We start from the raw sequence: 12,526 nt of genomic DNA, 5'->3' as shown, positions 1-12,526 counted from the left end.
TTACAGGCGGGGTTTCGTCGAAGGCGGCGCCTACCGCCCCCACTTCGTCTTGCTCTGCTTCCCGAATCGTCCTTTGCGTGTCCCCGGTTTGCCCTCGTTCGAGCGCCCGACGCGCGGTGCGACCTGCTGGTCGGCGGGAAGACCGAGCTCGTCGGCCTCGAGCTTGCGGATCTCGTCGCGCAGGCGCCCCGCTTCCTCGAACTCGAGGTCGGCGGCGGCATCGCGCATCTTCTTTTCGAGTTCCTGGATATAGGCGCGGAGGTTGTGGCCGACCATGTGCTGCGGCTTGTCCTCGCCGATGTCGATCGTCACCTGATCCTTCGACGCAACATGCGCGATGATGTCGCCGATGTTGCGCTTGATCGTCGTCGGGGTGATGCCGTGCTCGGCGTTATACGCTTCCTGCTTTTCACGGCGGCGGTCGGTCTCGCGCATCGCGCGTTCCATGCTGCCGGTGATGCGGTCGGCATAGAGGATGACGCGGCCGTCGACGTTGCGCGCGGCGCGGCCGATCGTCTGCACCAGCGAGGTTTCGCTGCGAAGGAACCCCTCCTTGTCGGCGTCGAGGACCGCGACCAGCCCGCATTCGGGAATGTCGAGCCCTTCGCGCAGCAGGTTGATCCCGACAAGCACGTCGAACACCCCGAGCCGCAGGTCGCGGATGATCTCGATGCGCTCGAGCGTCTCGACGTCCGAGTGCATGTAGCGCACCTTAAGGCCGGCTTCGTGGAGGAATTCGGTCAGATCCTCTGCCATGCGCTTGGTGAGCGTGGTGACGAGGGTGCGGTATCCCGCCGCCGCGGTCTTCTTCGCCTCCATGATCAGGTCGTCGACCTGTTCCTCGACCGGCTTGATGAACACCGGCGGGTCGATGAGGCCGGTGGGGCGGATCACCTGTTCGGCGAATACGCCCTGCGTGCGGTCCATTTCCCACGTCCCCGGCGTCGCCGAGACGCTGACCGTCTGCGGGCGCATCATGTCCCATTCGGCGAAGCGCAGCGGCCGGTTGTCGATGCACGAGGGCAGGCGGAAGCCATATTCGGCGAGCGTGATCTTGCGGCGGTGATCGCCCTTCGACATCGCGCCGATCTGCGGAATCGTCTGGTGGCTCTCGTCGACGAAGAGCAAGGCATTGTCGGGCAGATATTCGAACAGGGTCGGCGGCGGCTCGCCTGGCAGGCGGCCGGTCAGGAAGCGGCTGTAATTCTCGATCCCCGCGCAGCTCCCGGTCGCGGCGATCATCTCGAGGTCGAAATTGGTGCGCTGTTCGAGCCGCTGTGCTTCGAGCAGGCGGCCCTCGGCTTCGAGTTCCTTGAGCCGTTCTGCGAGTTCGTGCCGGATCGCCTCGCTCGCCTGCTTCAAGGTCGGCCCCGGCGTCACATAGTGCGAGTTGGCGAAGACGCGGACATAGTTGAGCGTCGCGATCTTCTTTCCCGTCAGAGGGTCGAACTCGGTGATTTCCTCGATCTCGTCGCCGAAGAAGCTGACGCGCCACGCCATATCCTCATAGTGCGAGGGGAAGATTTCGAGGCTGTCGCCGCGCACGCGGAAATTGCCGCGCGCAAAGGCCTGATCGTTGCGCTTATATTGCAGCGCGACGAGCTTGCGGATGATCTCGCGATTGTCGGCGGCCTGGCCCTTCTTCAAATCGAAGATCATCGCCGAATAGGTTTCGACCGACCCGATACCATAGAGGCACGACACCGACGCGACGATGATGACGTCGTCGCGTTCGAGCAGCGCGCGCGTCGCCGAATGGCGCATGCGGTCGATCGCCTCGTTTACCGAGCTTTCCTTCTCGATATAGGTGTCGCTGCGCGGCACATAGGCTTCGGGCTGGTAATAGTCGTAATAGCTGACGAAATATTCGACGGCATTGTTCGGGAAGAAGCTCTTGAACTCGCCATAGAGCTGTGCCGCGAGGATCTTGTTCGGCGCGAGGATCAGCGCGGGGCGCTGCAGCTCGTCGATGACCTTCGCCATGGTGAAGGTCTTGCCCGATCCGGTGACGCCGAGCAGCACCTGATCGCGCTCGCCATTGAGCGCGGTCGAGACAAGTTCCCGGATCGCGGTCGGCTGGTCGCCCGCGGGCTCATAATCGCTAACTAACTCGAATCGCTTGCCGCCTTCGACTTTGTCGGGGCGCGCCGGACGATGCGGGACATAGCCCTCGGCCGTATCGATTTCATCGAGCGATGTACGAATCTGAATTGCCATTGCTGCCAATATGGTATCGATGGGGCGGGTCCACAATCGCAATGAATCAAAACAATCCCCCAAACGGATAGTCACAGGAGACAGGGTATGAAGAAATTTCTGACGGTCGCCGCCATCGGCGCCCTCATCGCGGTCTCGGGCTGCGGCAAGAGCGAAAACGCCGCCGGCGGCCCGGTCAAGCGCGAAGCCGGTAACTGGAAAACCGACGTCAAGCTGGTGAAATTCGAAGTCCCCGGCATGCCGCCCGAAATGAAGGACGGCATGGCGAAGATGATGGAAGGCGCCAGCGGCATGGACCAGTGCTTCACGCAGGAGCAGGTCGACAAGGAAGATATCGCAGCCGAACTCGCCAAGGGGCCGGGCAACGGCGGCGAATGCACCTGGTCGAAGAAGGATATCGCGGGCGGCAAGATCGATATCGCCGGCACCTGCAAGGCCAATGGCCAGACCGTCGACATGGCGATGACCGGTACGATGGAAGCCAAGAAGAGCGACGTCACCATCACCACCAAGGGCAAGGTCCCGACCGGTGGCGACATGGAAATGGTCATGCAGATGACGCAGACCCACACCGGCCCGTGCAAGGCGCCGGCGGCGACGTAAGCCTTCGTTTTTCGACGAGAGACAGGGGCGTCGGTGGAAACCGGCGCCCCTTTTCGTTACAGGAGCGAAGAAAGAAAGGGGGCGCAATATGTTCGCTTACATGGTGCCGGGAACCGGCGGCGGCCGCGGCAATTCGCTTTGCGCCCGCCGCATCGCAAGGGCTTCTGCTTGACCCGCTGGCTCGACCGCCGATCGACCCCGCTCCTGCTCGGCCTGCTCGCCGGCGTGCTTGCGGTCGCGGCGGGATTGTTGGCAGGGGACGATGCCGCCGAGCGCGCGGGGCTGGCGGCGCGGTGGACCGCGCGCGCCGGGCTGCCGCTGTTCCTCATCGCCTTCCTTGCGTCGACGCTGGTGCGCCGCTGGCCCGGGCCCGTGACGCGCGCCGTCCTTCGCCGGCGACGGCAATGGGGGCTGGGCTTTGCGCTCGCGCACACGATCCACCTCGTCGCGCTCGGTATCAACATCATCGTCTATGCGCCGGGGCGGACATGGCAGTCGCTGATCGGCGGCGGGCTTGCCTATGCCATTCTCTACCTGATGGCGCTGACCTCGACCGACGGATGGCAACGGCGGCTCGGCAAATGGTGGCGGCGCCTCCACCGGTTCGGCATCTATTATATCTGGTTCATCTTCACCGCGAGCTATGCCGGTCGCGCCTTTGGCGACGATACGGACAAGCGGATCGTCGGGATCGTCTTCGGGTCGATCATGATCGCCGCGCTCGCACTGAGGCTGTGGCCGCATCGTTCGCGGAACAATCGTCGGGAGCGAGGAGCGGTCGACTTGCCGGGCGGCGAACAGGTGGGGCTGTTGGGCCGCCCGGCGAAGTCTCAAAATGAAGCCTGAGGGGGATCGAAAGGCGCCAGGGACCAGCTCGCACCTTTCGCCTTTCGGCTTCACGCCGCGCCATCGTAGGAATGTCGCGACGGTCCAAGAATGACACAATTTCGAAAGCGCGGCAGTTACAAGGGGTCACACGGCGGCATGTTGCCGTTTGATAACCAATCGTTAACCTGTTTTCGCGCATTTCCTTGCGGATTGGCGAGACGCTCTTCTTCTGATATGAACCAAGGTTGCCGTGTTACCGTTACGTCAAAGTAACAATGGGTGGCCGTGCTGGCTGATTGGCGTATCTACCACACCGCCCGGCGGGGGCATTTGAGGGTAGCATGGACCAGGCGAAAGCGAACGAGGCACAGGATCCCGGCGAGACCGACCGGATCATCGCGGACGAACTCGAGCGCTTGCTCGATTCCCCGATGTTCACGCGCTCGCCGGTGCTGTCGCGTTTGCTGCAATTCCTTGTCGAACACCGCCTGCGGGGCGGACGCAGCTCGCCCAAGGCCTATGCGATCGCGACCGAAGCGCTCGGCCGCAGCGAGGATTTCGATCCCGCCGTCGACAGCTATCCCCGGGTCATGGTGGGGCGGTTGCGCAGCCTGCTCGACCGCTATTATGCCGACACGCCGTGGGTGCACCGGCTGCGCGTGCCGCAGGGCAGTTACGAGGTCGTTGTCCAATATCGCGCGGCGCCGCCGTCGGCGCGCTCGGCCGACGAGCCGGCGGCCGCCGATGACGTCAAAGCGGCACCGCTTGCCGCGACGTCGGGACGGCCGCCTGCATCGGGCGGCGCGCATCGGCGGCATGACGGTGGTCCGCGCTTCGGTCGCTGGATCGTCGTCCTGATCCTTCTCGGGCTCGCGCTCCTGACATTGTGGATGCTGCGCGGCGGCCCCGGCCAATTGTTCGTGAGCGATCCGGTGCCCGTCCCCCTGCTCGAGGTCAGCGCGCCAGCAGCTGGAAACTCGCCCGAATCGCGCGCTCTGGCACGGGCGCTCGACGGCAAGCTGCGCGACGGGCTCCGCCGCTTCGAGCTGGTCGACCTGCTCAGTTCGAAAGCGCCCGGCAGCACCGCGCCCCGGAGCGGCGATTATCGGCTCGATACGTCGCTCGTCCGCACGACCGAAGGAAACACCGATGTCACGCTCGTTCTCAATCGCGTCGCCGACCAGCGCGCGATCTGGTCGCAGCAGCTTCGCCTGACCCAGCAGGAAACCCCGGAATTCTTCGCGATCGAACCACTGATTGCCCAGCTTGCGGGCGATTATGGCGTGATCGTGCGCGACCAGGTCCAGCGCCAGCCCGACAATTTTTCGCCGGGCTTCCCCTGCCTGGCGCAGTTCAACCGGATGCGCCAGATGCGGAATGTCATGGCGGTGAAGCAGGTCGACGCGTGCTTGCGCGCGACGCTGAAGGGCAATCCGCGTGATCCCGTTGCGCTGACCGCGCTGTCGCTCGTCCGCTATGGCGACTGGCAGCCGCAGCGGATGACGCCTGCGGGCCGCGAGGCGCTGGCCGAGGCGCGCGCGCTGGCGCTACGCTCCTATGAAAGCAGCCCGAATTCCACGGCGGGGCTGTTCGCGATGGCGCGCGCGAATTTCTATTCGGGAAATTGTGCTCGCGGCAATGCGATGGGCGATGCGGCGATCGCGCTGAACCCCTATGACGCCGACATGTCGGGTTTCCTCGGGCTGTTCAAGCTGACCTGCGGACAGGCGACCGAGGGCGAGGCGCTGCTCCGGCGCTCGTTGCAACTCGATTCCGCCTATCCCGGCGTTCCCGCGGTCACGCTGGCCTTTTTGCTGTCGCAGCGCGGCGAACTGGTAGAGGCGCGGAAGATTCTCGACCAGATGCCGTCGCCGAGCAACATGGAACCGCAATATATGATGGTGCGGGCGATCGTGCTGGCGCAACAGGGCGATGTGGCCGCGGGGCGCGCGCAATGGCAGCGCCTGCTCACCTACACGCGCCAACCCGCCGACGCGGCGCCCGAACGGGTGCTGGGCCGGTTCATGATCACGCCGGTTGTCATCCAGCGCGCCTCGGCGGCGCTCCGCGAATCGGGTGTCGTTCCGGCAAAAGCCGCGCCCTGACGGCGCGCCGTCCGGCTACGGCCGTGCCCTTGACGGCGCGGGCGGCGCTGCGCAGGATGGCGCGATGTTCACCGCACTGGCCCTGCTGACGCTCGCCGCCGCGCCGCCGCCGCCCGCGGCGGTCGCGGTGCGTTTCGACCGCGAAGGGCGGATCGAGACGCGCGTCGCCGAAGGGTTCGCCGATGCCGCGAATAGCCGGCCGCTGACCCCCGACGATCCGGTTCGCATCGCGTCGATCTCGAAGCTCGTCGTCGCGCTCGGGGTGTTGCGCCTCGTCGAGGCGGGAAAGCTCGATCTCGACCGCGATGTGTCGGACTATCTGGGCTGGCGGCTGCGCCATCCGGGCTATCCCGATCGCCCGATAACGCTCGCGCAGCTCCTCGGCCACCGCTCGGGGCTCGCCGACAATGTCGACTATGCGCTGCCGCTCGACGCCGATCTCGAAGCAGCGCTCCGCAATCCGGCCGCCTGGGACGCCGCGCGTCCGCCCGCCGGCGATTTCGCTTATGCGAACCTCAACTATCCCGTCGTCGCGGCGGCGATCGAGGGGGTGACGGGCGAGCGTTTCGATGCGGCAATGGCGCGGCTGGTCATGCAGCCGCTCGGCCTCGACGCCTGCTTCAACTGGCCGACGTGCAGCGACGCGGCGGTCGCGCGGGCGGTCACGCTTCGCGGCGCCGACGGTGCGGTCGTGCGCGACGATTTGCAAGGCGCGCGGCCATCGTGCCCGGTCGTTCCGGCCGCCGATGGCAGCTGCGACCTCGCGCGCTATCGCCTCGCGCGCCACGGGGCGGGGTTCAGCCCACAAGGGGGACTGCGTATCTCGGCGAACGGCCTCGCGCGCGTCGGCGTCATGCTGCTGCGCCGCGGCGAGAATTTCCTCAAACCCGAAAGCCTCGCACGGCTGGAGGCGATGGCGCGCGTGCATCCGACCAGCGGCGAGGGGACCGGCGGGTTTTTCTGCGAATATGGCATAGCCATGCACAGCACGGGCGGCCCGGCGCTATCCGATCCGGCGTGCCGCGACGACCTGTTCGGCGACGGGCGTTTGCGCCTCGGCCATTCTGGCGATGCCTATGGATTGCGGTCCGGGCTGTGGTTCGACCTTGAAGGTGGCGAGGGCATTGCCTATTTCGTCACGCAGGTGCCGGAGGGGCAGAAAGGGACACGGTCGGCATATAGCGCTGCGGAGGAAGTCTTGGTCGATGCGGCGCTTCGCCGCACCACCGAAGCCAGCCCTCTTGCCAGCCCCGCCCACGCGCACTAGGGCAATTTTCAACATTCACGACATAGTCAGAAAAAAGGAACTGTGCATGAGCGATTCGGCCGAAAAGGTTAAAAAGATCGTTGTCGAACATCTGGGCGTCGAAGCCGACAAGGTCACCGAAGAAGCGAGCTTCATCGACGATCTGGGCGCCGACAGCCTCGATATCGTCGAGCTGGTGATGGCGTTCGAAGAAGAATTCGGTGTCGAAATCCCCGACGATGCGGCGGAAAAGATCGCCACCGTCAAGGATGCGATCGACTATATCGAAGCGAACAAGGGCTAAAGCCCTGCGATCCGGCGTGGCCGGATGCGGCGGCAACGCCGCCCACGCATTTCCGGCTTCCCGGTCCCGAGCGCTCGTGCGCAGTGGCCGGGAAGCTTTTTTTATGGATATGCGTCTTTAGGAATTGACGCGGCTCGCTGCGGGGGCAGGGGCCGATGAAAGGAATGATTATGCGCCGGGTTGTGGTGACAGGTTTGGGTTTGGTGACGCCGCTGGGCGCCGATGTCGAAACCACCTGGAAAAATCTGATCGCCGGCAAATCGGGCGCGGGCACGATCACCCATTTCGATGCGTCGGACCAGAAATGCACGATCGCGTGCGAGGTCAAGGGACCCGACCATGAATATGGCTTCGACCCCGGCAAGCGCGTCGACCACAAGGTGCAGCGCCAGGTCGATCCTTTCATCATCTTCGGCATCGACGCCGCGGGACAGGCGCTCGAGGACGCCGGCCTCACCGAACTGACCCCGGAACAGCAGGTGCGCGCCGGCTGCTCGATCGGCTCGGGCATCGGCGGCCTGCCGGGCATCGAAAGCGAAAGCCTGCTGCTCGCGGAAAAGGGGCCGGGCCGCGTTTCGCCGCACTTCGTCCACGGCCGCCTGATCAACCTGATCTCGGGCCAGGTCAGCATCAAATATGGCCTGAAGGGCCCGAACCATGCCGTCGTCACCGCCTGTTCGACCGGCGCGCATTCGATCGGCGATGCCGCGCGCATGATCCGCGACGACGATGCCGACATCATGCTCGCGGGCGGCGCCGAGGCGACGATCTGCCCGATCGGCATCGCGGGCTTCGCGCAGGCGCGTGCGCTAAACATGACCTATAACGACCGCCCCGAACAGGCGAGCCGCCCCTATGACAAGGATCGCGACGGCTTCGTGATGGGCGAGGGCGCGGGCGTCGTCGTGCTCGAGGAATATGAACATGCCAAGGCACGCGGCGCGAAAATCTACGCCGAAGTCGTCGGCTACGGCCTGTCGGGCGATGCCTATCATGTCACCGCGCCCGATCCCGAAATGGACGGCGCCTTCCGCTCGATGAGCGCGGCGCTGAAAAAGGCGGGCATGACCCCCGCCGACATCGACTATATCAACGCGCACGGCACCTCGACGATGGCCGACACGATCGAACTCGGCGCGGTCAAGCGCCTGTTCGGCGACGCGATGGGCAACGTCTCGATGAGCTCGACAAAGTCGGCGATCGGCCACCTGCTCGGCGGCGCGGGCGCGGTCGAGACGATCTTCTGCATCCTCGCGATCCGCGATCAGGTCGTGCCGCCGACGCTCAATCTCGACAATCCCGACGAAGGCACCGAGGGCGCCGACCTCGTCCCGAAGGTCGCTAAGAAGCGCAAGGTGCGCGCGGCGCTCAACAACAGCTTCGGTTTCGGCGGCACCAACGCCAGCCTGATCGTCAAGGCGGTCGACTGATCGCGTGCGCTGGCTGCTTGCAGCCCTGCTGGCCCTGACGCTCGCCGCCTGTTCGGGCGGCGCGCCGAAGGAGGCCGAGGTCGTCATTCCGCAGGGCGCAAGCATTGCGAAAGCGGGGCAGATTCTCGAGGACGCGGGGCTCGTCTCTGCGTCGAGCTTCCGTAACGAAGCGCGCTTCTTCGGCTCGGACGATCCGATCAAGCCGGGCGAATACAAGATCGAGAAGGGGATGGACGCGGGCGACATCCTCGAACTGTTCCAGTCGGGCAAGACGATCCAGCGTCTCGTCATGATCCCCGAAGGCATGCCCTCGATCATGGTTTGGGAACGGCTGATGGCCGAAAAGCGCCTGAAGGGCGAAATCCCGGTGCCCGCCGAAGGCAGTATCTTGCCCGACAGCTATGCCTTCACGACGGGCGAAAGCCGCGCCGCGGTGGTGAAGCGGATGCAGTCGGCAATGGACAAGGCGTTCAACGAACTGTGGGCGAAGCGCACGCCGCGTTCGGCCGTGAAGGACCGCAACGAGGCGATGACGCTCGCGTCGATCGTCGAGAAGGAAACCGGCGTTGCCGCCGAACGGCGTACCGTCGCGGGGGTCTATACCAACCGGCTCGGCGTCGGCATGCGGCTCCAGGCCGACCCCACGATCATCTACCCGGTCACCAAGGGCAAGCCGCTCGGACGGCGTATCCTGCGCTCCGAAATGCAGGCGGTGAACGGCTATAACACCTATAGCATGATCGGCCTTCCCAAGGGCCCGATCGCCAACCCGGGCAAGGCGTCGATCGCCGCGGTGCTCGATCCCGAGGCGAACGACTATCTCTTCTTCGTCGCCAAGGGCGACGGCGGGCATATCTTCGCGCGCACGCTCGCCGAACATAATGCCAATGTGCAGAAATGGTATCAGCTCCGCCGCGACCGCGGGGAGATGGAATAGGCGGCCATCGCCGGACAGCGGGGAGAGGTGCGATGCGGAATGTTTCGATCTATGCGCTTCTTTCGCTGGCGATGACCGCCTGCATGGCGAACGGCGGCAGCGCGGCCGAACAGGCGAGCGAGATCCGCATCGAGTCCGGCCCGCGCCTGGGCGCGCCGCGCGCGACCCACCAGCTTATAGCCGTCGGAGAAGGACGCCTGCTCGCCATCGGAGGATGCGTGCGCGTGGGCTGCGAGGCTGGTCCGGCCAGCGCTACCGTCGATATCATCGACGCCCGCAGCATGGAGCTTGCGGGTAGTGGTCAGCTTCTCGCCGAACGTATCCAGCCATCGGTGGCCGCGCTGCCCGGCGGGCGGGTGCTGGTCCTTGGCGGGTGGATCGACGGGCGCGTGTCGGCGACCACCGAAATATTCGATCCCGCGACGGGCAAGTCGGTCGCGGGACCCGCGATGGCGGCGCCGCGAAACGCCCCGGCGGTCGCGCGTCTCGCCGACGGCCGCATCCTGATCGCCGGCGGTTATGACGGGGCGGACGTCCGTTCCGACGCGGAAATCTTCGACCCCGCTTCGGGCCGCCTGAGTGCGACAGGGTCGCTCGGCGCCGCGCGAAGCGGCGCGACGGCGACCCTGCTCGGCGACGGACGGGTGCTGGTGGCCGGGGGCGGGCGGCCCGATCGCGAACCGCGGAAGGCGTTGGCGAGCACCGAGCTGTTCGATCCCGCGACCGGCCGGTTCGGCGCCGCCGGGACGATGGCGCGGGGACGATACAAGCATGGCGCGCTGCGCCTCGACAATGGCGACATATTGGTTGTCGGCGGATCGGACGTCCGCGACTATGGCGGCAAGCTGCGTTCGGTCGAGCGGTTCGACGTCGCGGCGGGGCGATTCATTCCCGCGGGCAACCTCGCCGACCCGCGCTTCAAGATCGGTGACGGCCTGCTGTTGCTGCCCGGAAACCGCGTCCTCGTCGCCGCGGGCGACACCGCCCCCGAAATCTTCAATGTCGCCAGCGGCACCGGCCGGCGGCTCGATTATGATCTCGGCGGGCAGTGGAATTATATGACGCTCGTCCGCGCCGACGCCCGGACCGCCTTGCTCGCCGGCGGCTATCGCGAAGGGCGGATCGAGCCGACCGACCGAAGCTGGATCATCCATTTGCCAAGGGGCTGATTATCATGACCACCGCCAAGCTGTTCCTCCACGGTGTCCCCGACAGCCCTGCGATCTGGCGTCCGCTGCTCGGCGCGCTCGACCTTGGCGACACGCCCGTCGCGGTGCCCGCGCTTCCGGGGTTCACCGGTCCGCTGCCCGCGGGGTTTCCCGCGACCAAGGAAGCCTATGCCGATTGGGCGGTGGGCGAGGTCGAGGCGCTGTTCGCGGCGCACGGGCCGATCGATATCGTCGGGCATGACTGGGGGGCGCTGATCGCGCAGCGCGTCGCGATGCTGCGTCCCGAACTCGTCCGCAGCTGGGCGATTTCGAACGCGGTGATCGATCCCGACTATCGCGGTCACCGGCTCGCGCGAATCTGGAACACGCCCGTCCTCGGCGAAGTCTTCATGGCGCTCAGCAAACCCGCGAGGCTCGCCGGAGGGCTGGCGGCGCAAGGGATGCCAGCCGACATCGCCGCCGAGGAAGCTGCGCAGTGGGCGAACAGGGACAAGCGCCGCGCGATCCTGAAGCTCTATCGCTCGGCGAAGGGACTCAGCTTCGAGCACGACTGGGCGCGCGACATCGCCAAACTGCCCGCGAACGGCACATTGGTGTGGGGTGCGGGTGATCCCTATGTCGAGCTTTCGGTGGCGCAGCGCTTTGCGGCGAACACCGGTACGCCGCTCGCCGTGATCGAAGGGGCGGGGCATTGGGCGATCGCCGAGCGGCCCGCCGAGGTCGCTGCAGCGCTCCGCGATTTCTGGAGCAGGCTGTAAACAAGGCGCTTTTCCTTGTGATCGTCATAGTCGATCATTCTAAGCCGGTTAATCGATTGGATCGTGCGGCGCTTTTCGATCATGGGCGCGTCCATCGACGAAGGGCGTCCCATGGACGGTGACAAGATTCCCCCGAAATTGTCGCGCCCATCCCTTCGCGAAACAGGAGGCCCGGTCATCCCCCCTCCCTTCCGGGCCGCTGGCGCCGTGCCCATCATCGTGACCGCGACGATGGGTGCGGCGGACCAGCGCGTCTTCGATCGCCTCCGCGCCGCGCATTTTCCGCCCGACCGCAACCATCTGGCGGCGCATATCACGCTGTTCCACCAGTTGCCGCCCTCGTGCCACGACGAGCTTGACCGGCTGATTCGCCGGATCGCGGCGGATACCCCGCCGCCTCCCGCGCACCTGCGCGAAATCTATTCGCTCGGCGGCGGTGTTGCCTTTCGCATTGAAAGTCCCGGCCTGCTGGCCGTCCGCGACCGCATCGCCGATCATTTCGCCAGCGCGCTCGCCGCGCAGGATCGGGGCGTTCCGCGCCTGCATATCACCGTCCAGAACAAGGTCCCGGCCGCCGAAGCGCGAAGATTGCAGGGCGCGCTCGCCGCCGACTTTCATCCACGGCCTTTGATGATCGCCGGACTCGCCGCGCATCATTATCTCGGCGGGCCGTGGCAGCCGGCCTTCGCACGCAATTTTCGCGGAGTGCGTACATGATATTGACCCGCGGCAACGCTCTGCTTATAGGCGCGGCTCGCCCGACGCGGCGACCCTTTTGGGGCGGAGTAGCTCAGCCGGTTAGAGCAGCGGAATCATAATCCGCGTGTCGGGGGTTCGAGTCCCTCCTCCGCTACCAGGACCATTTTTCCCCCAAAGTCCCATTTCGTTCCATTGCGTCCGCTTTTGGCAATGAAATCAAATATTTTTGG

Annotated in this window: 11 protein-coding genes and 1 tRNA gene; 11 read left to right on the top strand and 1 reads right to left on the bottom strand. The window is 65.7% G+C overall.

Annotated elements, in window-relative coordinates; translation table 11 throughout:
- Positions 1-30: 30 nt before the first annotated feature.
- On the bottom strand, positions 31-2,217 hold the full coding sequence (uvrB, locus tag ACIPPQ_RS19100; RefSeq protein WP_446545637.1) for an excinuclease ABC subunit UvrB: 2,187 nt from the start codon (positions 2,215-2,217) through the stop codon (positions 31-33).
- Positions 2,218-2,304: 87 nt separating this feature from the next.
- On the opposite strand from uvrB, the gene ACIPPQ_RS19095 reads away from it, so the two are divergent.
- The 11 genes from ACIPPQ_RS19095 (at position 2,305) to ACIPPQ_RS19045 (ending at position 12,453) form a co-directional block, all read left to right on the top strand.
- Positions 2,305-2,820, top strand: a complete 516-nt coding sequence (locus tag ACIPPQ_RS19095) for a DUF3617 domain-containing protein (RefSeq protein ID WP_446545636.1) — start codon at positions 2,305-2,307, stop codon at positions 2,818-2,820.
- A gap of 168 nt (positions 2,821-2,988) precedes the next feature.
- Positions 2,989-3,666: a hypothetical protein gene (locus ACIPPQ_RS19090; RefSeq protein WP_446545635.1), complete on the top strand. Its 678-nt coding sequence runs from the start codon at positions 2,989-2,991 to the stop codon at positions 3,664-3,666.
- A 323-nt stretch (positions 3,667-3,989) separates the two neighbouring features.
- Positions 3,990-5,753 (top strand): tetratricopeptide repeat protein, encoded by a 1,764-nt coding sequence (locus ACIPPQ_RS19085; protein WP_446545634.1) that lies wholly within the window; start codon positions 3,990-3,992, stop codon positions 5,751-5,753.
- 64 nt (positions 5,754-5,817) lie between these two features.
- Positions 5,818-7,020 carry a serine hydrolase domain-containing protein gene (locus ACIPPQ_RS19080; RefSeq protein WP_446545633.1) on the top strand — a complete coding sequence of 401 codons (1,203 nt, stop codon included), beginning with the start codon at positions 5,818-5,820 and terminating at the stop codon, positions 7,018-7,020.
- A gap of 46 nt (positions 7,021-7,066) precedes the next feature.
- A complete protein-coding gene (locus ACIPPQ_RS19075) occupies positions 7,067-7,303 on the top strand; it encodes an acyl carrier protein (protein ID WP_003039428.1) in 237 nt (78 codons plus the stop codon).
- A 170-nt stretch (positions 7,304-7,473) separates the two neighbouring features.
- On the top strand, positions 7,474-8,733 hold the full coding sequence (fabF, locus tag ACIPPQ_RS19070; protein ID WP_327452458.1) for a beta-ketoacyl-ACP synthase II: 1,260 nt from the start codon (positions 7,474-7,476) through the stop codon (positions 8,731-8,733).
- Between the two features lie 4 nt (positions 8,734-8,737).
- Entirely contained in the window at positions 8,738-9,670 is a 933-nt protein-coding gene (gene mltG, locus ACIPPQ_RS19065; RefSeq protein WP_446545632.1) for an endolytic transglycosylase MltG, read from the top strand.
- 32 nt (positions 9,671-9,702) lie between these two features.
- Positions 9,703-10,839, top strand: coding sequence for a Kelch repeat-containing protein (locus tag ACIPPQ_RS19060; RefSeq protein WP_446545631.1), 1,137 nt, complete (start codon positions 9,703-9,705; stop codon positions 10,837-10,839).
- A 5-nt stretch (positions 10,840-10,844) separates the two neighbouring features.
- Positions 10,845-11,597: an alpha/beta fold hydrolase gene (locus ACIPPQ_RS19055; protein ID WP_446545630.1), complete on the top strand. Its 753-nt coding sequence runs from the start codon at positions 10,845-10,847 to the stop codon at positions 11,595-11,597.
- Between the two features lie 231 nt (positions 11,598-11,828).
- A complete protein-coding gene (locus ACIPPQ_RS19050; RefSeq protein WP_446545705.1) occupies positions 11,829-12,314 on the top strand; it encodes a 2'-5' RNA ligase family protein in 486 nt (161 codons plus the stop codon).
- Positions 12,315-12,376: 62 nt separating this feature from the next.
- Positions 12,377-12,453 (top strand) — tRNA-Met (locus ACIPPQ_RS19045).
- Positions 12,454-12,526: the final 73 nt, after the last annotated feature.

The sequence above is a fragment of the Sphingopyxis sp. LARHCG72 genome, assembly GCF_052871675.1.
This window is presented reverse-complemented; position numbering and strand designations above follow the sequence as displayed.